The sequence below is a fragment of the Saccharothrix sp. BKS2 genome (assembly GCF_047689505.1).
GTDB classification, from domain to species: Bacteria; Actinomycetota; Actinomycetes; order Mycobacteriales; family Pseudonocardiaceae; genus Actinosynnema; species Actinosynnema lopnurensis.
The window spans coordinates 655,791-676,099 of sequence record NZ_JAUQOL010000001.1; the positions used below are offsets into that span (position 1 = coordinate 655,791).

Sequence of the window (20,309 nt, forward strand, 5' to 3'; positions counted from 1 at the left end):
CGGCCGCGGACAGCGCTCCCGAACAGATCTCGTCGAACACGGAGCGCGGCAGGCGGTGCGTGCTCAACCCGGGGGAGGTCACGCGTCCGCCCGTTGACTACGCCTGTTCCTGGACGGAATCGCCGAAGTCGCCCGACCGGAAGCGGTCGAGCGTCCGGCGCACCGCCAGGTCCAACGCGGGGTCGCGCAGCGATCTCATCTCGAACAACGACGTCGCGGTGAGGTCCAGCAAGTCCGAGGACAGTTCCGCAGGTGTTTCCACAGCCATGTCGACCGCCTCCCGGTTCCGCCGTTTCCATCATGCCCGAACGCACACATGTCCGGCAGCGCCCAGCCGGATATTCCGGTGGCCGCCAACAGGTCCACCCCGACGGCCCGCCGAACCGGGGTTCCCGAAGCGGTTCGGCGGGCGCACGCGCGCCGGTACGGTCGTCGATCGTGGAGACGACGCGGGTCTCGTCGAGGTCGGAGCTGGGCGGTGTCGGCCTGCCGCTCGGGCGGCCGGTGCTGGTGCTCGTCGGCGGCGCCGACCGGATGGACCGGGCGGACGTGGCGGACCTGGAACAGGTGTTGCGCGAGCTCGTGCCGCTGCTGGACGCCCGGGACGCGGTCGTCCTGGACGGTGGCACGGACAGCGGCGTGATGCGGGCCGCCGGGCGCGCGCGGGCGGCGGCGGGCGGGCGGTTCCCGCTGGTCGGGGTGGTCGTCGCGGAGCTGGCCGGCGCGGTGGTGCCGGAGCCGCACCACACGCACCTGGTGCTGGTGCCGGGGCGCCGGTGGGGCGACGAGGCGCCGTGGCTGGCGGACCTGGCCGACGTGGTCGCCGGGGCGGCGCCCTCGCTGACCGTGCTGGCCAACGGCGGCGCGGTGGCGTGGGAGGACGCCGAGCACAGCGTGCGCCGCGGCCGGCCGCTGGCGGTGCTGCGCGGCACCGGGCGCACGGCCGACGAGATCGCGGCGGGCGGGGAGGGGCGGGCCGCCGAGCTGGCGGGGTCGGCGCTGACCACCGTCATCGAGCCCGGTGACCTGCGCGCGCACGTCGAGGGGGTTTTCGCCGCGAGGTGACGGCGGGGCGTCGCGGCGGCTCACCGGGGTTCTTCGGACCTGTACGGCGGTTTCCGCGCTCCGGTGCGGCCGGTCGTCGCCGCGGTCGCGAAAATCGAGGTCGCGAAGATCGAGGTCGCGAAGGCCGTGGTCGGCCGTCGAGGTCGCCGTGCTCGCGCCGGCGGTGGGTGGGGCGGGGTCGTCGAGAAGGCGCTGGTGCAGGTCCCGCAGCGCGGCACCGGGGTCGGCGCCCAGCTCCTCCACCAGCCGCTCCCGCAGCCGCTGGTAGTGCTCCAGGGCGTCGGCGGTGCGCCCGGCGCGGTGCAGGGCCAGCAGGTGTTGGGCCGCCACCCGCTCGTCCAGCGGGTGCTCCTCCACGCGCGCGGCCAGCTCGGTCACCAGCTCCTCGCCGTGGCCCAGGCGCAGCCGGGCGTCGACCAGGTCGTGCTCGGCGGCCAGCCGCTCGCGGCCGAGCCGGTCCCGCTCGGCGGCCGCCCACTCGCCGTTCAGCCCGGTCAACGCCTCTCCGCGCCACAGCCCCAGCGCCTCGGTCAACACCCGCACCGCGTCGGCCTCGCGGGCGCGGGCGCCCAGGGCGCGGAACCGGTGCAGGTCGACCGAGGACTCCTCGACCGCCAACAGGTAACCGCCCGCGCCCGCACCGGCGGATCCCCACCCCACACCCGGTCGACCAGGCGCTCCACCGACACCACCCGATCGACATCCACCACCAACGCCGCCCACACGCACCGCTGCCTCGCCGGCCCCAGGTCGAGCCGGCGACCGTCCACGCGCACGCCACCTCACCCAACAAGCACAACCGCACGGTCACACCCCCACGACCAGCAATAGCGGGCCGGGCGGCACGACGCGGAGGGGTCGCGGGCAATCCACCCGAACAGCCCAGGCCCTCGGCCGCCGGATGACCGCAGGAGCGCCCGGAGGCGGACGCTCCGGGTGATGACCGGACATCCGAAAACCACTCTGCCCAGCTAGAGGTTGTCACCGGGCGATCACACAGAGTATGGTCTAGACCGGCCGCCGCGTTTGGGTGAACGCCCTGCACCTCCACCCACGCGCACTCGGGTTGGCGTTCGCCACAAGCGTTTCCGCCCATCCGACCGAAGGAGTCCCCATGTCACTCCGCCGAAGGATCGCCGCAGTGGCGGCCGGCGTGCTCGCCGCACCGCTCGTGTCCGTCGCCCTGCCGTCGGCACCCGCTTTCGCGCACGGCTACATCTCGTCCCCGCCCAGCCGCCAGGCCCAGTGCGCCGCCAAGACGGTGTCCTGCGGCGCCATCCAGTGGGAGCCGCAGAGCGTCGAGGGCCCGAAGGGCCTGCGCAGCTGCAACGGCGGCGTCGCCCACTTCGCCGAGTTGAACGACAACAACAAGGGCTGGCGGGTCAGCAACGTCGGTCGCACGGTCACGTTCAACTGGGTCTTCACCGCGCGGCACCGCACGGCCAACTACGAGTACTACGTGGGCGGCCAGCGGGTGGCCAACATCAGCGGCAACAACCAGCAGCCGCCGGCCACCGTGTCGCACACCGTGACCCTGCCGTCGTCCGGCAGGCAGACGGTGCTCGCCATCTGGAACATCGGCGACACCGCGAACGCGTTCTACTCCTGCGTCGACGTGAACGTGGGCTGATCGCGAGGTGGGGCGCGCCACCCGGCGCGCCCCACCCCCTCGCGCGGGGTCGGTCCGACCCTGTGACGACGCCCTGACCAGGCGTGTTGTGACGAACGAGATTTTCCGTTGCGAGGTGCGCCGACCCTCGCATAGGTTCGTGTCACACGAGGAAGGAGGTGGTCCCAAGTTGCATAGCTACAGGACTCGTCGTGAGGTGGCTGTCCGCTAGGACCGGCCTTTCCCAGGTGGTCTGGGCGAATCCCAGACAGCCACCCGGCCCCCGTGACCCCGAGCCCAGTCCAGCTCGGCCCGTGCCCTCCGGCGCGGGAAGCGGTCAGGGGGCCGTTTCACGTTCCCAGGTGACGGCGGACCGCGCGGAGGTCCGCCAGGAAGCCCTGGTACGCCTCGTCGCGGTCGGGGGCGCGCAGGACGGCCGAGGGGTGGATCGTGGCGATGACGTCACGACCCCCGCGCTCCTCCAGCTGCCCGCGCCGCTCGGTGACCTTGAAGTCGTTGCCGAGCACGGCCTTGGCGGCGGTGGCTCCCAGGCAGACGACCAGGTCGGGGTCGACCCGCGCCAGTTCGGCGTGCAGCCACGGCAGGCAGGCCGTGACCTCGCCGCGCACCGGCGACTTGTGGATGCGCCGCGTGCCGCGGGCGTCCGGGGTGAACTTGAAGTGCTTGACCGCGTTGGTCAGGTAGACGCCCTCGCGGTCCAGGTCCGCCTCCGCCAGGGCCTTGTCCAGCAGCTTGCCGGCGGGTCCCACGAACGGCTCGCCGCGCCGGTCCTCGACGTCACCGGGCTGCTCGCCCACGACCAGCAGGCGGGCGTCCTCGGGCCCGGCGCCGAAGACCACCCGGGTGGCGTCCTCGTACAGGTGACACCCCCGGCACCCGTCCGCCGCACGGCGCAGCGCCGCCAAATCCGCGCCTTCCGGCACGAACGGGGCGGCGCTGGTCGTCGTGCGACTAGCCACGGAAGGCGTCCTTCACCTTCTCCGCGGCCTGCTTGAGGGAGCCCTTGGCCTGGTCGGTACGACCCTCCGCCTGCAACTGCTCGTTGTCGGTGGCGTCGCCGACGGCCTCCTTGGCCCGGCCCTTGAGCTCCTCGGCCTTGTTGTCGAACTTCTCGTCGGCACCCATGAGCGAAGTCCTTCCTTCGTGCTGCGGTCTCATCAGGTGGATACCCGGCCACCCGTCCGGGGAAACCGGCGGACATGACCTCACGCATCCTCGCCCTCGTGATCGACTGCACTTCCGCGCAGGTCAGCGCCCTTTCGGAGTTTTGGTGCTCGGCTTTGGGGTACCGGGTCGACCGCCGGTGGCAGGACCCGCGCGGGATGACCTACACCGAGCTGACCGGTGACGGGCCGATGCTGCTGCTCCAGCCCGTCGACGAGCCGAAGACCACCAAGAACCGCCTGCACCTGGACCTCGCGGCGCCCCGGGACCGGGACGCCGAGGTGGACCGGCTGGTCGGGCTCGGGGCCCGGCGGGTGGGCGGCGACGAGGGCTTGCCGTGGGTGGTGCTCACCGATCCGGCGGGCAACGAGTTCTGCGTCCTCCCGCCACGCTGAGGGCGGTCCAGTTTCGCCGGGCCACCCTCTCTCGACTACGGTGATCGTCTACGCGGTTGAAAAGCCAGCCGCAAGCCACCCGCGCCCGAAAGGGCACCAGGGTCAGCGAGAGCTGTGGGCTTGCCTGGGTCGGGCACCCGCGTGTCCTTTGGCGCTCTTGCACAGCTGGCCTGGCTGACCGGTACCGACGTGCGAGAGGAGCCCGACCGTGGTCGGGGACAACGGCCGTGACGATTCGCTGACCGCGCGGATCGCCAGCCTCGAGGCCGAGGTGATGGGACTGCGCAAAGCCGTGCAGACGCGCACCGTGATCGGACAGGCCACCGGCCTGATCTCGGCGGTGCAGGGCTGCACGCCGCAAGAGGGGTTCCAGCTGCTCGTGCGCATGTCGCAGCACCACAACGTGAAGTTGCACACGATAGCGCTGAAGCTGCTCGACCTGTCGGCCGAGCTGGGGCCGCGCCAGGCGGTGCGCGCCGTGCACCTGTCCGCGGAGCCGAACGGCCGGGTCGCCGCGTCCGAGTGGCCCGGGGTCGACGTGGTGCACGCGGCCAGGCGACTGGTCGCGGCCTACGACGCGGCCCGGGAGGCCGAGGACGAGCGACCGGAGGTGCGAAGACAACTGGCCGACCAGGTCACCCTGGCCGGCCAGCTGCTCGCGGAGAAGCTCACCGAGGTGGGCTGGCTGCCGGGGGACTGAGCGCCGGGGGACCGAGCACGGCGAAGGAGTCGCCGGGCAGGTGCGCGACCTGCCCGGCGACCTTCACGCCCTCGGAGGCGAGCAGCACGTCCAGCGGCTCGACGTCGAGCCGCACCTCCGCGTCCGGCCCGAGGTTGCACACCACGCGCAGCGGGCCCCGCTCCAGCACCAGGACCGGGCCCTCCTCGCGCACTGCGAACCGGTCCAGCCGCGGGTCCGCCAGCTCGGGCCGTTCCCGGCGCAGCGCGATCAGCGCCCGGTAGGTCTCCAGCAGCTCCCGGTGGCCGTCCTCGGTCACCTCGTCCCAGCGGAGCACGGAGCGACGCACGGTCTCCGGGTCCATCGGGTCGGGCACCTCCTGCTCGTCCCACCCGTGGCGGCCGAACTCGCGCCGCCGGCCGGTGCGCACCGCCTCGGCGAGCCCGGGGTCCGGGAACGAGGCGAAGAACTGCCAGGGCGTGCTCGCCGCCCACTCCTCCCCCATGAAGATCATGGGCGTGTACGGGGAGCACAGCACGATCGCGGCGCCCACGGCGAGGCGGCGCGGGGACACCGTCGCCGACAGCCGGTCGCCGGTGGCCCGGTTGCCGACCTGGTCGTGGTTCTGGAGGTAGGCCAGGAACCGGTAGCCCGGCAGCCTCCGGTCGACCGGGCGGCCGTGGCGCCGGCCCCGGAACGACGACCAGGTGCCCGCGTGGAAGAACACCTCGCGCAGGGTCTTGCCGAGCCGGCCCTCGAAGTCCGGGTAGTAGCCGAACGTCTCGCCGCTGAGCGCCACGTGCAGCGCGTGGTGCAGGTCGTCGGCCCACTGGGCGTGCAGGCCGTGGCCGCCCGCCTCGCGCGCGGTCACCAGGCGGGCGTCGTTGAGGTCGGACTCGGCGATCAGGGTGAGCGGCCGGCCCAGTCCCGCCGACAGCGCGTCCACCTCCACGGCCAGCTGCTCCAGCACGTGCAGCGCGCTGCGGTCCACCAGCGCGTGCACGGCGTCGAGCCGCAGCCCGTCGACGTGGAAGTCGCGCAGCCAGCCCAGCGCGTTGTCGATCACGTATCGGCGCACCTCGTCCGCGCCCTCGCCGTCGAGGTTGAGGCCGGGGCCCCACTCGTTGCTGCCCGCGAAGTACGGCCCGAACCGGTCGAGGTACGCGCCGGAGGGGCCGAGGTGGTTGTAGACCACGTCGAGCAGCACGGCCAGCCCGCGCGCGTGGCAGGCGTCGACGAACCGCTTGAACCCGTCCGGCCCGCCGTAGGGCTCGTGCACCGCGCCCCACAGCACACCGTCATAACCCCAGCCGGCGGTTCCGTCGAAGGAGTTGACCGGCATCACCTCGACGTGGGTGATGCCGAGCGACACCAGGTGGTCGAGTCGCTCGATCGCGCCGTCGAACTCGCCGGACGGGGTGAACGTGCCGATGTGCAGCTCGTAGATCACCGCGCCGGGCAGCCCGCGCCCGGTCCAGGCCGAGTCGGTCCACCGGAACGCCGAGTGGTCGTACACCCGCGAGGCGGCGTGCACGCCGTTCGGCTGCCACGCCGACCGGGGGTCGGGCAGGGCGTCCCCGTCGAGCACGAACGCGTAGTCCGCGCCCGCCTCCCGGGGCACGTCCGCGTGCCACCACCCGTCCCGACCGGCCGTCATGTCGTGGTCGTGCCCGTCGACCCGGACCCGAACGCGTTCGTGCGCCGGGGCCCACACCGAGAAAGTCACAGATCTCCTCGCACCAGCAGCGCCACCGGGTAGCGGTCCAGCAGTTCGGCCAGGCGCGGGGACGACGTCGAACCCGGCACCGGCCGGGAGGTGAGCACGTCGGTCCACTCCCCCGCCGGCAGCGGCAGCACCGTGTCGCCCCACCCGCCCGCGTTCGCCAAGCCCACCGGAAGGCGGGTGGCCACCGCAACCACACCGGTCCGCTCGAACGCGACTGCGTGCGGTGCGGCCGGTCCGGCGGCGGGCAGCGGCCGGTAGCCGCGGAACAGCTCGGGCCGTTCCCGGCGCAGCCGCAGCGCGCGGTGCACCACGAGCAGCTTGGCCGCGCCCGAGTCGTCCACCTCCGGCAGCCAGCCCTCCTCGATGCGCCGCAGCAGCCTGCGCCGCACCTCGTAGTCGACCGGGCGGCGGTTGTCGGGGTCGACCAGCGACAGGTCCCACAGCTCGGTGCCCTGGTAGACGTCGGGCACGCCGGGCGCGGTGAGCTGGACCAGCTTCTGGCCCAGCGCGTTGGACCAGCCGTGGCCCACGACCCGGTCCACGAACGCCGCCACGTCGGCCGCCACGGGTCCGTCCAGCACCCGGTCGGGCCACGCGGCCACGGCCGCCTCGAACTCCTCGTCGTGGTCGGTCCAGGTGGTGCGGACCTTCGACTCCTTGGCCGCCTTGTCCAGGTAGTCGCGCATCCGGTCGGCGGTGATCGGCCACGCGCCGACCAGCGACTGCCAGGCCAGGGCGTTGAGCGACGGCTCGTCGATCGGGTGCTCGGCGGTCCACCGGCGCACGTGCGCGGCGAACTCGTCGGGCATCTCCGCCAACACCGCGAGCCTGGCCCGCACGTCCTCGGACCGCTTGGTGTCGTGCGTGGACAGGGCGGTCATGCCGTGGGGCGCGCCCGACTCGCGCAGGGCCGCCCGCCGGTGGAACTCCTCCGGCGGCACGCCGAAGCGGTCGGGCGCGCCGCCCACCTCGTTGAGCGCGACGAACCGGGTGTAGCGGTAGAACGCGGTGTCCTCGGTGCCCTTGGCGACGACCATGCCGGAGGTCTGCTGGATCCGGGTGGCCAGCTCGCCGCCCGGGTCGGCGCGGACCTGCTCGTCGAGCGCCCGCGCGGCGGGCGAGGCGGCCCTGGCCACCGCCGCCTCCCACGCCTCCAGCCCCTCGGGCAGGTAGGAGCGGTAGACCGGGAAGTTGACCATGACCTCGGCCACCGCCCGCTCGGCCTCGTCCCGGTCCGGGTGCCGCAGCAGCGCGGCGATCCGGCGCACCTCGGCGCGCAGGATGGTGCCCGCGACCAGCTCGCGGCTCTCGTGCTCGACGACGGCGAAGTCCACCGGCACGCCCAGCTCGCGGGCCAGCGCGGTGAAGCCCTCCTCGCCCGCCGGGTCGACGAACAGCCCGCACACCTCGCGCAGCGCGTCGTAGCCGGTGGTGCCCTCGGCGGGCCAGCTCGCGGGCAGCGCCTCGTCCACGCCGAGGATCTTCTCCACGACGAGCCACGCGCCCGAGCGCTCCTTGAGCCGCCGCACGTAGCCGCCGGGGTCGGCCAGGCCGTCCGGGTGGTCCACCCGCAGGCCGGTGACCTCGCCCGCGGCCACCCACCGCAGCAGCTCGCCGTGGGTGGCCTCGAACACCTCCGGGTCCTCGACCCGCACGCCGGCCAGCGTGGTGATGTCGAAGAACCGCCGGTAGTTCAGCTCCGTGTTGCCGCGCCGCCAGAACGCCAGCCGGTAGTGCTCGTGCTCCTCCTCCGACGCCTCGTCGGCGGCGAAGGGCAGCAGGAGCTTGCCGGAGTCCCAGTCGACGTCGAAGTAGTGCGCGTACCGCGATTCGCGGCCGTGCCGCAGCACGTCCCACCACCAGGCGTTGGCGTCGTCGTGGTCGACGGCCATGTGGTTGGGCACGACGTCGAGCACGAACCCGAGGCCGGCGCCCCGCACCGCCTTGCTCAGCGCGACCCGGCCCGCCTCGCCGCCCAGCTCGTCACGGGCCCTGGTCGGGTCGGTCACGTCGTAGCCGTGCGTGGAGCCGGGCACCGCCTCCAGCAGCGGCGACGCGTACAGGGCGCCGGCGCCCAACGCGTCCAGGTAGTCGACCACCGCCTCCGCGTCGGCGAAGGTGAAGTCGGGAGTGAACTGGATCCGGTAGGTGGAGGACGGGACGCTCATTCCACACCTGTCCGCTGGAGCACGACGAGGGAGCGACTCGCCAGGGTGAGCTTGCCCCCGGCGGGGATGGGGTCCTCACCCAGCTCGGGCGCGACCACGGTGCCGGTGGCGGTGTCGACGACCACGGTCCACTGAGGGCCGTAGTCGGGTTCGGGCAGGGTGACCTCGATGTCCTCGTGGTGGGCGTTGAAGGCGAGCAGGAACGAGTCGTCGAGCACCCGCATCCCGCGCTGGTCCAGGTCCGGGATGCCCTCGCCGTTGAGGAACACGACGATGCACTTGCCGAAGCCGTCGTCCCAGTTCTGCTCCTGCATCTCCTCGCCCGCGGGGGTGAACCAGGCGATGTCGCGCAGCTCGTCGCCCTTGCGGATGGGCTTGCCCTGGAAGAACCGGCGGCGGCGCAGCACGGGGTGCTGCTTGCGGAACTCGGTGAGCGCGGAGGTGAAGTCGACCAGGTCGCGGTTCTTCTCCAGCAGCGACCAGTCGACCCACGACAGCTCGTTGTCCTGGCAGTAGGCGTTGTTGTTGCCCTGCTGGGTGCGGGCCAGCTCGTCGCCGTGCAGCAGCATCGGCACGCCCTGCGACAGCAGCAGGGTGGCCGTCATGTTGCGCCGCTGCCGGGCCCGCAGCTCGTTGACCTCCGGGTCGTCGGTGGGTCCCTCGACGCCGCAGTTCCACGACCGGTTGTCGTCGGCGCCGTCGCGGCCGTCCTCGCCGTTGGCCTCGTTGTGCTTGTCGTTGTACGAGACCAGGTCGTTGAGGGTGAAGCCGTCGTGGGCGATGACGAAGTTGATCGAGGCGTACGGTCGCCGCCCGTCGTCCTTGTAGAGGTCCGACGAACCGGTGATGCGCGAGGCGAACTCACCGAGCGTGGCCGGCTCGCCGCGCCAGAAGTCGCGCACGGTGTCCCGGTACTTGCCGTTCCACTCGGTCCACAGCGGCGGGAAGTTGCCCACCTGGTAGCCGCCGGGGCCGACGTCCCAGGGCTCGGCGATGAGCTTGACCTGGCTGACCACCGGGTCCTGCTGGACCAGGTCGAAGAACGTGGACAGCCGGTCCACGTCGTAGAACTCCCGCGCCAGGGTCGCGGCGAGGTCGAAGCGGAACCCGTCCACCCGCATCTCGGTCACCCAGTAGCGCAGCGAGTCCATGATCAGCTGGAGCGTGTGCGGGCTGCGCACGTTCAGCGAGTTCCCGGTGCCGGTGTAGTCCATGTAGAACTTGGGGTCGTCCTCGACCAGGCGGTAGTACGCCTGGTTGTCGATGCCCCGCATGGACAGCGTCGGGCCCAGGTGGTTGCCCTCGGCGGTGTGGTTGTAGACCACGTCGAGGATGACCTCGATGTTCGCCTCGTGCAGGGCGCGCACCATGCCCTTGAACTCCTGGACCTGACCGGCGTTCTCCGGCAGCGCCGCGTAACCCTCGTGCGGCGCGAAGAACCCGATCGTGTTGTAGCCCCAGTAGTTCCTCAGGCCCTTCTGCTCCAGGCCGTGGTCGCTGATGAACTGGTGCACCGGCATCAGCTCGATCGCGGTCACGCCGAGGCTCTTGAGGTGTTCGATCACCGCCGGGTGCGCCAGGCCCGCGTAGGTGCCGCGCAGGCGCTCCGGGACCTCCGGGTGCAGCATGGTCAGGCCCTTGACGTGGGCCTCGTAGATGACGGTCTCGTTGTAGGGCGTCTTCGGCGGGCGGTCGTTGGCCCAGTCGAAGAACGGGTTGACCACGACCGACAGCGGCACGTGGCCGGCCGAGTCCTGGTCGTTGCGCTCCTCCGGCGACCCGAAGGGGTAGCCGAACAGCGACTCGTGCCACTCGACCTCGCCGGTGATCGCCTTGGCGTACGGGTCGATCAGCAGCTTGTGGGGGTTGCACCGCAGACCGCGCCCGGGATCGTGGGGACCGTGCACGCGGTAGCCGTACTTCTGGCCGGGACCGACGCCGGGGATGTAGCCGTGGTGGACGAAGCCGTCCACCTCGGGCAGCCGCACGCGCGTTTCGGCCCCGTCCGCGTCGAAGAGGCAGAGTTCGACGTAGTCCGCGACCTCCGAGAAGAGGGTGAAGTTGGTGCCGACGCCGTCATAAGTCGCGCCGAGCGGGTAGGGAGTTCCGGGCCAGGGCCGCACAGGGTTTCCTCCGACGAGCTTCAAAGACTTTCCGACCCCTACCAGTTCCAGGTCACGACCTGCCGGTGTGCGACCTGACGAGCTGTCCACGTGCCGCGACCAGCAGCAGGCGCGCTTCCTGGAGCTCCGAGTAGCGGAGGTGTTCGGCGGCGGCCTCGGCGCAGGCGACGGCCTGCTCCAGGGCCGGGTTCGAGCCGGCGTCGGTGCGCCGCAGGGCGTCCCGCAGGGACTCCTCGGCGAAGCGGGTGCCGGACTGGGGATCGGCGAGGTTGGACGGCCGCACGGCGGTGAGGACCCGGTCGACGGCCGCTTCGAGGGCGTCGACGGGACTCGGCAGGGCGGTCGTGACGGGGGCGGTCTGTACGGGCAGCTCGGGCAACAACCCGGTGCGGGCGACCAGTTCGGTGTTCACGGGTGAATGCCACCTCCAACCATGGCGCGGGTGACGGGCTTGACCATACTCCGCAGGTGGGCGGCCTGCGGAGGCGTGCGTGTCGCGGTTCACCGGCCGCGCCCGGCGGCGAGCGCGGCCGCCACCCGGCGCACGCGCGGGTCCTCGAAGAGGTCCGCGAGCGCGATGGGCAGGGGAATTCGCCAGTTGGGGTACTGATCGGTGGTGCCGGGCAGGTTGGGCTGGCGGGTCTCGCCCAGCGCGTCCTGGGGCGATGTCAGCACGAGCGCGGAACGGGCCTTGGCGAGGAGTGCGTGGAACGCGGTAACCAGGTCATCGGCCGGCACCCCCTCCTGGTCGAGCAGCTCGACCAACTCCCCCCGCTCGCGCGCGGCTGCCTCGTATTCCCCTTCCGGGGGTCCCTCAAACTGCCCCAGCTCGGCTCTTACCCGAACGTGCTCCGCGGCCAGGAAGCCCGCCACGGTCGGCAGGTCGTGCGTGGAGATGCTCGCCATGGCCGACCCGCGCCACTTCTCCGGCGGGATCAGCGGGTGGCCGGGCAGGTCGTAGTCGCGCTGGAACCACAGCACCGCCGAGCTGAGCATCCCGTGCTCGTGCAGCGACTCGGTGACCTTCGGCTCCACCGTGCCCAGGTCCTCGCCGACCACGACGGCACCCGCGCGGTGGGCCTCCAGGGTCAGCACGGCCAGCATCGCTTCCGCGTCGTAGTGCACGTACGTGCCGCGCTTGGGCGCCTCGCCCGGCGGGATCCACCACAGCCGCCACAGGCCGGCGACGTGGTCGATGCGGATGCCGTCGGCGTGCCGCAGCACGCTGCGCACCACCGCCCGGAACGGCTCGTAGCCCTGCTCGGCGAGCCGGTCGGGCCGCCACGGCGGCAGGTTCCAGTCCTGGCCCAGCTGGCTGAACGCGTCGGGCGGGGCGCCGACGGTGACGGCGGGGGCGAAGGCGTCGCGCCAGGCCCACGTGTCGGCGCCACCGGGGTGCACCCCGACGGGGAGGTCGTGCACTACGCCGACTGGCATACCCGAATCGTGCGCCGCGCGTCGGGCCCGATCCAGTTGCTGCTCGCACAATTCCTGGAGCCAAGCGTGGAACATCACTCGTTCGCGTGAAGGGGTGGCGGTCGCCGGGTCGCGCTGCTCGGCGGGCCACTCCCGCCAGTCGGGGCCGTGCTCCTCGGCCAGCGCGCAGAACCGGGCGAACTCCAGCAGGTCGCCCTCGGGCTCACGGTGTTCCTCGTGCCGCCACAGCAGCTCCAGGGCCTTGGCCTTGGCCCCCCACACCGCGTCGTAGTCGATCAGCTCGGTGTCGCCGGGCGGGCGCAGCGCGTCGACCTCCGCGCGGGTCTTCCCGTCGGCCCGCCGGTACGCCGGGACGTCGGTGACGCGCAGGTAGAGGGGGTTGGCGTAGCGGCGGCTGGACGGCGAGTAGGGCGACCGCTCCACCGGCGTGGTCGGGCTGATCGCCTGCACCGGGTTGACCAGCAGCACGCCCGCGCCCAGCTCCTCGGCACTGCGCCGGGCCAGGGTGGTGAGGTCGCCGTAGTCGCCCATGCCCCACGACTCGGCCGAGCGCATCGCGTAGAGCTGGAGCATCCAGCCCCACGCGCGCGGCACCGGTTCCAGGCGGCGGGGCGCCACGATGACCGTCCGGTCGCCCAGCCGGTGGTAGCCCAGCGGCAGCGCGGCGGGCAGCTCGACCTCGCCGCCCCCCTCCAGCAGGGCGGTGCCGGTCTCGTCGAGCACGTCGCCCTCGCGCAGCACGAGCGTGCGCGGCGGGGGCTTCGGCGCGGCCAGCGCGCGGCGGATCGCCTCGGGGCTGGAGGCGTCCACGTCCAGCTGCGCCAGGACGGCCACCACGATGTCGGCGTCGACGTCCGCGCGGCGTTGATCGGCGTCCTCGTAGTGAGTGGCCACGCCGTGGGCCTCGGCCAGTGCCGCGAGCTCGTCGTCCACGCCGGACAGCTTCGTCTCCTCAGGTCTGCCGAAGCCAGGCCGGACCGGCCTGGTCACCCGATGGTCGCAGGAAGTTCTCCCGGGTTAATGGCCTGCGCGACGGGGGTTCAAACCCGGGGTCCGGACGAATTCCGCACGACCAGCCGGACGGCCGGCGGCTCGCGGTCGGCCGACTCCCCGCGCAGGCCGGCCAGCAGCGCGTCCACGGCGTGCTCGCCGCGCTCCCGCCAGGCGACCTCGACCGCGGTGAGGCCCACCGCGCGGGTCAGGTCGAGGCCCTCCAGGCTGACGATCGACACGTCGCCGGGCACCTCCCGCCCGTCGCGGCGCAGCCGCAGGAAGACGCCGAGCGCCACCTCGCCGCTGGAGCTGATCACCGCCGTCGGCAGCCGCTCGGCGTCCAGCAGCGCGTCCACCACCTGCTCACCGCCCGCGACGGTCGGCGAGGACCACAGGCTCCACTCGGGACGCGCCCGGAGCCCGCCCTCGGCCAGCAGCTCGTCGCAGGACTCGTCGACGTCCCCGGCCACCACGAACGCGACGTCCCGGTGCCCGAGCCCGACGAGGTGCCCGACGGCCACCCGCAGCGCCTCGCGCGGACCGTCGTCCCGCACCTCCACCACCGGCACGCCCAGGCCGGCCAGCGCGGCGCCCTCGGCCCCGCCGAGGTCCACCGACAGCGCGAGCACGCCGTCCACCCGGCGGGCCAGCGGCAGCTCCTCGAAGAACCGGGACCGCGCCTCGGGCTCCTTCACCACGTAGAGGAGCACGTCGTAACCGGCCTGGCGCAGCGCGCCCTCGGCCCCGGCCAGCAGCTCGCCCCGGCCCACGTCGGCGGTCAGCACGGCGATCGCGTACCGCCGCCCGCCAGCCAAGCTCGACGCGTCGCGGGCGATCGCGTACCGCATCCGCTTGGCGACCTCGGTGACGTACCGGCGGGTCGCCTCCGAGACCCCGGGCTCACCGCGCAGCGCCCGCGACACCGTCGCCGCGGACACCCCGGCCGCCCGCGCGACGTCGGACATGCTCGTCAACTTCCACCTCCCGACCTGGTACGAGCCTAGCCAGAACCGCGTGGTGGTCCGGTCGCGCGCACCGGCCGGGACGTCCCGGCCCCTGGTCATCGCACGAGCGGCGCCCTCCCGGGGTGGGAGGGCGCCGCTCGTCGGGCCGGGGTCAGGCGTCGTACCTCAGCCAGGTCTGGTTGGCGCCGCCGTGGCAGTTCGAGGCGATGACGGAGGCCCGGTTGGCCTGCGACGCGGCGAGCACGTCCAGGCAGAGGTAGGACCAGACGTTGGAGTAGACCTCGCCGTCGGTCTGCCAGATCTGGTTCGTCAGGACGTAGCAGGGGTACTGCACGACCGGCGCGCCGACGCCGTAGTAGGCCGGTTCCAGGCACTTGCCGCTGGCGGCGCTGCGGAAGATGAAGCGGGCCGTCGTGCCGTCGCCCTCGGTCTGCCAGAGGTACCACTTCTGCGCGACCGCGCCGGCGACGCACTCGTGCTGGGCGGCGGCCGCGCCGTTGTGGGTGGCCGCGTCGGGCATGTCCAGGCACTTGTTGCTGTGCAGGGCGCGGAACGTGAACGGGCCGTACCACCCGCCGGCGCTCGCCTGGACGCCGTCGAGGCCGCCCGGGGCGGGCAGGTCGGTGTTGAGGGGTGCGTCGGCGGGTACGCCGAGCGCCTGGGCCGCCGTGGCCGCCGGTGCCTGGAGGAAAGAACCCAGGAGCACCAGCAGGGACAGCAGGACCATCCCCGAAATCCGTACCGAACCGTTTGTGACACGCATGATCCACCCCTGGTGCTTCGCTGGCGAAGAATGTGGCCCGCCGGTTGTCGCGCCTCTTCCCCGAGGAGTTGTTGAACACGTTTTAGCAGTTCAGAGGCATGAGACTGGCCGCTGTAAATGCCCGCGCCGGAACAGACCGGACATCGGGAGGATTGACGGAGGAAGAAACGGGAACGTCCCGGTCTATTCCCAGGAGAGTTCCGGACCCGGCCGAGCGGAAGGGACGTTACCCGATTCCGGGGGCGGCACCAAGTTTCCGCTCGCGCATTGATGCCCCCGGTCCCGCCGGCGGGACCGGGGTCAGGGCCGGGATCAGGCGTTCGGGGCGAGGGCGCGCACCAGGTCGAACTGGTCGGCGCCGGTGGGCAGGACGGCGATGACCGGGGTGTCCACCCCGTTCGCCGCGTACTCGGCCACCCGGCGGCGGCACTCGGCCGGGCTGCCGTGCACGATCAGGTCGTCCACGACCCGGTCGGGGATCAGCGCGCCCGCGCCGCGCCGGTCGCCCGCCGCCCACGCCTCGTGCATCGGCCGCAGCGCCTCGCCGCGCCCGAGCCAGTCGTGGAAGGCCGCGTAGGCGGGCACGGTGAGGTAGGTGCTGATCAGCATCCGACCCAGGGCGCGGGCGGCGTCGGCGTCCTCGGTCGGGCAGACGAACACGCGGGCGGCCAGTTCCGCCCGGTCACCCAGCTCCTCGCGCACCCTGGGCACGTCGCCCGCGCCGAGCCAGTTGGTGATGGCGCCGTCGGCCTCCCGCCCGGCCAGCCGGAGCATCCCGGGGCGCAGGGCGGCCAGCATGATCGGCGGCGCCTCGGCGGGCACCCGCTCCAGCCGGAACCCGCGCACCGAGAACGTCTCGTAGTCCTCGGTCACCTTCTCGCCGCTCAGCGCGGCCTTGAGGAAGCGCAGGGTGTCGCGCGTGCGCCGGAACGGCTCGCGGAACTCCACGCCGTTCCACCGCTGCACGATCACCGGCGAGGACGAGCCGATGCCCAGCACGAACCGCCCACCGGAGACCTCGGCCAGGGTGGCGGCCGACATGGCGAGGGTGGCGGGGCCGCGCGTGTAGGCGGGGACGATGGCGGTGCCCAGCCGGATCCGGTCCGACCACTGCGAGGCCAGCGCGAGCGGGGTGAAGGCGTCCGTGCCGGCGGTCTCGGCGGACCACACGTCGGTGTAGCCCAGGTCGGCCAGCTCCGCCACCAGCCCGCGGTGGTCGAGCACCGGCACACCGGTCAACGGCAGGGTGATTCCCCAACGGCTCACGATCGCCTCCCTGAGCGTCCCGGCGCCCGTCCGGGCATCCGGCCGTCACCGTACCGCAGGTACCGACCGGTCGGTATGCCCCTGACCCACCCCTGCACAGCGGCCCGCCCGCACGCCCCTCACCCACCCCGCACAGCACTCCGCCCCGCCGCTCCTCACCCATGAGGGGTGCGGGAGCGGCGGGGCGGGACCGGGAAGTTCAGAGGGAGATGCCGCGCGCGCCCAGCCAGCCGATCGGATCGATCTTCTGCGAGCCGCCGACCCAGACCTCGAAGTGCAGGTGGGGACCGGTGGACTGGCCGCGGTTGCCCATGGTGGCGATCTGCTGGCCCGCCTGGACCTGCTGCCCCTGGGACACGAGGATCTCGTTGACGTGCCCGTAGACGGTGATCGTGCCGTCGCCGTGCTGGACGCGGACCCACAGGCCGAAGCCGGAGGCGGGACCGGCCTCGACGACCACGCCGTCCAGGGCGGACAGGATCGGGGTGCCGATGGCGTTGGCGATGTCGACGCCGTAGTGCGTCGTGCCCCACCGCGCGCCGTAGCCCGAGGTGAAGGCGCCCTCGGCGGGCTTGGCCACCCTGGGGCGCTTCGCCGCCTCCTCCGCGGCGACGCGGGCCTGCTCGGCGGCGACGCGCGCCTTCTCGGCCTCCTCGGCGGCGACGCGGGCCTGCTCCGCCTCCTGCTGGCGCTTCAGTTCGGCCTGGCGGCCCTGGTAGCCGTCCGAGGCGTGCTTGATGGCCTGGTCGACGTGCTGCCGGGCGAGGAGCGCCTCCGACCGCATCAGCTTCGCGGTCTCCAGGCCGGGCTCGACCGCGTGGACGGTGCGGACCGCGGTGGTCTGCGAGGTGGGGGCGGTGGTCGTGTTGGCGGCGAAGGCCGCCGCGAAGTCGGTGCCGGCGGCCAGCGGGATGATCCGGCTGTCGCCGCCGAGGGCGCCGGCCGCGCCGACACCGGTGACGAGCGTGCCCGCCGCGACCACGACGGCCGCGACGCGCCCCGTGACGGGGGCTTTGTCGCACTCCGCTCGGTGACAACCGCGCGTGCCCGTGGCCCTCGGGGACGCGCTGAACGCGCGGCGGCCACTGGCGATCGAATGCCGTGCCAAGGTTGTGCCTTCCTGCATCGGGGAGTTCGGTCTGGACGCCTGGCGGGGGATCCAGGTGGCCCCGCTTTCGGGGAGCGGTGCCGTGTCCATCCGGTGACCGAACCGTGATGTTCGGCCGGAAAAGTAACCCGACGTAGCCAGGAAGGGCAACCCTTCGGGTGAGTGCTGCGGGTTTTTCGTGAGCTAACACACTGATTATCACTCAGCGTGTTCAGACACTCGTAGGTTCCGTATCGGGCCGTGACAAACCCGCTGGTCCGCGCCCTGCAACGGGAGGCCGATCATGTGACGGACCGCCCCACCACCGGCCTTCCGGGAGGTCCGGGGGTGGACGACCCGGCAGAACGGCGTGACGAGCACCACACCGACTACGGCCGCGACGGCGTGGCAACGGTGAAAAAGGCCGGGCCCGTCCCACGACCGGACCGCCGCTGGGGCGATCACCGGTGGGACGGGCCGGCCATGAGTTCGGGAACCGCGTCGCGGTTCACCGTCGAACCGGAGTTCGGACCGCGCTTCGGCCTGTCGCGCCGCGCCGTCCGGTCCGGCCCGCCCGGATCGACTTCAGGGTGACCGAGCCGCACCGGAGCACCACGAGCCTGGATCGCGGACCAGGTCCGGTGCGTCCCCGAGCCGGTGGGCGTTCGCGGGCGGGCGGACCTAGCGGTAGCGCTGCTCGACCTGCGGCAGGGGCTCCACGGGCTTGCCCTGGTGGATCACGTTCATCGCGTTGAACCACGTGGGCGCGGCCACCTGGCCACCGTAGACACCGCCCGAGTTGACCCGGCCGCACAGGTAGGGCGGGCTGCCGGGGCAGATCGCCTGCGGGGTCGAGCCGTCGGCGTAGGTCATCACCGCGCCGGCGTACTGCGGGGTGGCGCCCATGAACGCGACCGACATGTGGTGCTCGGTGGTGCCGGTCTTGCCGATCATCGGGCGGGTCCAGCCGGCGTTGCCCGCCGCCTGCGCCGCCGTGCCGCCGCCCTTGGTGTCCGCGGACATCCCGGTGGCCAGGGCGTTGGCCACGCCGGGCTCGACCGCCTGCTCGCAGGGCGCCTCGTCGAGCTGCACCGGCTGCCCGTTGCGGTCGACGATCTTCTCCACCGGGGTCGGCGGGCACCACTTGCCACCGCTCATGATGGTGGCCGCGACGTTGGCCAGCTCCAGGACGCTGGTCGGGCCGGCTCCCAGGGTGAACGAGCCGCTGTTGTCCCGCTTGTAGACGTCGCCCTGCGACGGGCCGTTGGAGCCGTCGGCCTTGAGCGGGATGCCCTCCTCGTTCACGCCCTGCATCGACTCCCGCAGGCCCAGCCGGTGTGCCATGTCGACGACGTTGTTCAGGCCCGCCCTCTCCTCCAGGATGATGAAGGCGGTGTTCGGCGACTTGGCCAGCGCGTCGGTGAGGGTCATCTTGCCGCCGTACTCACCGTCGTTCTTGACCGTGTAGCCCTTGTTGCCGTCCTTGTAGACCGACGAGGTGTAGGTCTTGGGGACGTCGACCTGCCGGTCGATGCCGGTGACCCCGCGCTCCAGCGCGGACGCGGCGGTGAACACCTTGTAGATGGAGCCCGCGCCGAACTTGGTCACCTCGGCGGGGATCGAGTAGGCGCTCTGCCCGGCCTCGGCGTTGTTGCCGAAGTCGCGGTTCGCGGCCAGCGCGCGCACCCGGTGCTTGTCCGCGCCCGGCTGGACGACGGCCATCGCGTTGGAGATGCCCGGCTGCGTCTTCGGCACCTGGGCCATGGCGGAGTCCTTGGCCGCGCGGGTGGCCACCGGGTCCATGGTGGTGGTGATCGTGTAGCCACCGCGGAGGACCTCCTCCAGCGGCAGGCCGGCGCGCTCCAGGTAGTCGATCAGGTAGCGGCAGAAGAAACCGTAGATCGGGCCGTCGCCGGCGCCGACGCACCCGTTGGGCAGCAGCTTCAGGTCGGGCACCACGCCGATGTCGGCGGCCTTGTACTCGTCGGCCTTCTCGTCGGCGACCTGCGGGTCCGCGCCGAACGCGCCGTTCTCCCGCATCTTGTCGATCACCGTGTTGCGGCGCTTGATCGCGGCGTCCACGTCGGCGCCCGGGTTGAGCCGGCTCGGCTCGTTGACCAGGCCGGCGAGCATGGCGGCCTGCGGCACGGTCAGCTCGGCGGGCGTGGTGTCGAAGTAGGCGCGGGCCGCCGCGCCGACGCCGTAGGTCTGGTTGCCGAAGGGGACGACGTTGAGGTAGGCGGTGAGGATCTCGTCCTTGCTCATCTTCTGCTCGAGCTGGGTCGCGATGCGGGCCTCGCTGATCTTGCGGCCCAGCGTCACCTCGGTGGCCTTCTCGTACGCCTCCTCCGAGCCCTTGCCGACCACGAACGCCAGGTAGTTCTTCACGTACTGCTGGGTGAGCGTCGAGGCGCCCTGGGAGGCCCCGCCGTCCACGCCCGCCTTGGCGGCGGCGCGGGCGATGCCCTGCCAGTCGACGCCCTTGTGCTCGAAGAACCGCTTGTCCTCGATCGCGATGATCGCGGCCTTCATGGTGTCCGAGATCTGGTCCGAGGGCACCGGGATGCGGTACTGGTCGTAGAGGTAGGCGATCGGCTGGCCGTTCATGTCCAGCACGGTCGACACCAGCGGCAGCTCCGCCTTGGTCAGCTCGCCGGAGGTCTGGTCCACCGTGTCCGCGGCGCGGTTGGAGGCCAGACCGAGACCGCCGACCACGGGGAAGAGCACCGCCGCGGCGAGCACGCCCGCCATGAGGCACAACCCCACCAACTTGACCAGACCTGTCGCGCGAGCGGCGAACACTGAACCAGCAACCCCTTCCGAGACCCCGCGGGAAACCCCCATCGAG

The 20,309-nt window shown here is 72.5% G+C and carries 17 protein-coding genes and 1 pseudogene; 4 read left to right on the forward strand and 14 right to left on the reverse strand.

The features are described from left to right. Positions 1 to 97 precede the first annotated feature (97 nt). Positions 98 to 268 carry a hypothetical protein gene (locus tag Q5530_RS02360; RefSeq protein ID WP_380633461.1) on the reverse strand — a complete coding sequence of 57 codons (171 nt, stop codon included), beginning with the start codon at positions 266 to 268 and terminating at the stop codon, positions 98 to 100. A 170-nt stretch (positions 269 to 438) separates the two neighbouring features. On the opposite strand from Q5530_RS02360, the gene Q5530_RS02365 reads away from it, so the two are divergent. Then, positions 439 to 1,065 carry a hypothetical protein gene (locus tag Q5530_RS02365; RefSeq protein ID WP_415360392.1) on the forward strand — a complete coding sequence of 209 codons (627 nt, stop codon included), beginning with the start codon at positions 439 to 441 and terminating at the stop codon, positions 1,063 to 1,065. A 243-nt stretch (positions 1,066 to 1,308) separates the two neighbouring features. Here the strand turns inward: Q5530_RS02365 and Q5530_RS02370 are convergent. Next, a pseudogene (locus Q5530_RS02370) lies at positions 1,309 to 1,851 on the reverse strand (AfsR/SARP family transcriptional regulator); the annotation flags it as partial. A 328-nt stretch (positions 1,852 to 2,179) separates the two neighbouring features. Here Q5530_RS02370 and Q5530_RS02375 point away from each other — a divergent pair. Continuing rightward, positions 2,180 to 2,695, forward strand: a complete 516-nt coding sequence (locus tag Q5530_RS02375) for a lytic polysaccharide monooxygenase auxiliary activity family 9 protein (protein WP_415360395.1) — start codon at positions 2,180 to 2,182, stop codon at positions 2,693 to 2,695. A 329-nt stretch (positions 2,696 to 3,024) separates the two neighbouring features. Here Q5530_RS02375 and Q5530_RS02380 read toward each other — a convergent pair whose 3' ends face one another. After that, positions 3,025 to 3,654: a UdgX family uracil-DNA binding protein gene (locus Q5530_RS02380; RefSeq protein WP_415360396.1), complete on the reverse strand. Its 630-nt coding sequence runs from the start codon at positions 3,652 to 3,654 to the stop codon at positions 3,025 to 3,027. Further along, positions 3,647 to 3,820: a CsbD family protein gene (locus tag Q5530_RS02385; protein ID WP_380633450.1), complete on the reverse strand. Its 174-nt coding sequence runs from the start codon at positions 3,818 to 3,820 to the stop codon at positions 3,647 to 3,649. The genes Q5530_RS02380 and Q5530_RS02385 overlap by 8 nt, the downstream gene beginning before the upstream one ends. A 74-nt stretch (positions 3,821 to 3,894) precedes the next feature. Between Q5530_RS02385 and Q5530_RS02390 the strand changes: the two genes are divergently transcribed. Further along, positions 3,895 to 4,254: a VOC family protein gene (locus Q5530_RS02390; RefSeq protein WP_415360398.1), complete on the forward strand. Its 360-nt coding sequence runs from the start codon at positions 3,895 to 3,897 to the stop codon at positions 4,252 to 4,254. 208 nt (positions 4,255 to 4,462) lie between these two features. Further along, positions 4,463 to 4,954: an ANTAR domain-containing protein gene (locus tag Q5530_RS02395; protein WP_380633447.1), complete on the forward strand. Its 492-nt coding sequence runs from the start codon at positions 4,463 to 4,465 to the stop codon at positions 4,952 to 4,954. Here Q5530_RS02395 and treZ read toward each other — a convergent pair. From treZ to Q5530_RS02445, 10 genes are all read right to left on the reverse strand, one after another. After that, positions 4,923 to 6,659 carry a malto-oligosyltrehalose trehalohydrolase gene (gene treZ, locus Q5530_RS02400; RefSeq protein WP_415360400.1) on the reverse strand — a complete coding sequence of 579 codons (1,737 nt, stop codon included), beginning with the start codon at positions 6,657 to 6,659 and terminating at the stop codon, positions 4,923 to 4,925. The two genes, Q5530_RS02395 and treZ, sit on opposite strands and share 32 nt — an antisense overlap. After that, positions 6,656 to 8,827, reverse strand: coding sequence for a malto-oligosyltrehalose synthase (gene treY, locus Q5530_RS02405; RefSeq protein WP_415360402.1), 2,172 nt, complete (start codon positions 8,825 to 8,827; stop codon positions 6,656 to 6,658). Before treY ends, treZ begins: the two co-directional genes overlap by 4 nt. Further along, entirely contained in the window at positions 8,824 to 10,950 is a 2,127-nt protein-coding gene (glgX, locus tag Q5530_RS02410) for a glycogen debranching protein GlgX (protein ID WP_415360403.1), read from the reverse strand. The genes treY and glgX overlap by 4 nt, the downstream gene beginning before the upstream one ends. Before the next feature lie 52 nt (positions 10,951 to 11,002). After that, positions 11,003 to 11,362: a hypothetical protein gene (locus tag Q5530_RS02415; RefSeq protein ID WP_415360404.1), complete on the reverse strand. Its 360-nt coding sequence runs from the start codon at positions 11,360 to 11,362 to the stop codon at positions 11,003 to 11,005. A gap of 89 nt (positions 11,363 to 11,451) precedes the next feature. Continuing rightward, entirely contained in the window at positions 11,452 to 13,320 is a 1,869-nt protein-coding gene (gene malQ / locus Q5530_RS02420; RefSeq protein ID WP_415360405.1) for a 4-alpha-glucanotransferase, read from the reverse strand. A gap of 107 nt (positions 13,321 to 13,427) precedes the next feature. Continuing rightward, positions 13,428 to 14,345 carry a LacI family DNA-binding transcriptional regulator gene (locus Q5530_RS02425; protein WP_415360451.1) on the reverse strand — a complete coding sequence of 306 codons (918 nt, stop codon included), beginning with the start codon at positions 14,343 to 14,345 and terminating at the stop codon, positions 13,428 to 13,430. A 151-nt stretch (positions 14,346 to 14,496) separates the two neighbouring features. Then, positions 14,497 to 15,072: an RICIN domain-containing protein gene (locus Q5530_RS02430; RefSeq protein ID WP_415360407.1), complete on the reverse strand. Its 576-nt coding sequence runs from the start codon at positions 15,070 to 15,072 to the stop codon at positions 14,497 to 14,499. A gap of 348 nt (positions 15,073 to 15,420) precedes the next feature. Beyond that, a complete protein-coding gene (locus tag Q5530_RS02435) occupies positions 15,421 to 16,374 on the reverse strand; it encodes an LLM class F420-dependent oxidoreductase (protein WP_415360409.1) in 954 nt (317 codons plus the stop codon). Positions 16,375 to 16,573: 199 nt separating this feature from the next. Then, a complete protein-coding gene (locus Q5530_RS02440; RefSeq protein WP_415360410.1) occupies positions 16,574 to 17,482 on the reverse strand; it encodes a M23 family metallopeptidase in 909 nt (302 codons plus the stop codon). Positions 17,483 to 18,142: 660 nt separating this feature from the next. Continuing rightward, positions 18,143 to 20,212, reverse strand: a complete 2,070-nt coding sequence (locus Q5530_RS02445) for a transglycosylase domain-containing protein (RefSeq protein ID WP_415360411.1) — start codon at positions 20,210 to 20,212, stop codon at positions 18,143 to 18,145. Between the last annotated feature and the right edge of the window lie 97 nt (positions 20,213 to 20,309).

Coding starts and splice junctions, on each gene's coding strand:
- Q5530_RS02360 (WP_380633461.1), bottom strand. CDS start 268: ATGGCTGTGGAAACACCTGCGGAACTGTCCTCGGACTTGCTGGACCTC.
- Q5530_RS02375 (WP_415360395.1), top strand. CDS start 2,180: ATGTCACTCCGCCGAAGGATCGCCGCAGTGGCGGCCGGCGTGCTCGCC.
- Q5530_RS02385 (WP_380633450.1), bottom strand. CDS start 3,820: ATGGGTGCCGACGAGAAGTTCGACAACAAGGCCGAGGAGCTCAAGGGC.
- Q5530_RS02390 (WP_415360398.1), top strand. CDS start 3,895: ATGACCTCACGCATCCTCGCCCTCGTGATCGACTGCACTTCCGCGCAG.
- treY (WP_415360402.1), bottom strand. CDS start 8,827: ATGAGCGTCCCGTCCTCCACCTACCGGATCCAGTTCACTCCCGACTTC.
- Q5530_RS02425 (WP_415360451.1), bottom strand. CDS start 14,345: ATGTCCGACGTCGCGCGGGCGGCCGGGGTGTCCGCGGCGACGGTGTCG.
- Q5530_RS02430 (WP_415360407.1), bottom strand. CDS start 15,072: ATGGTCCTGCTGTCCCTGCTGGTGCTCCTGGGTTCTTTCCTCCAGGCA.
- Q5530_RS02445 (WP_415360411.1), bottom strand. CDS start 20,212: ATGGCGGGCGTGCTCGCCGCGGCGGTGCTCTTCCCCGTGGTCGGCGGT.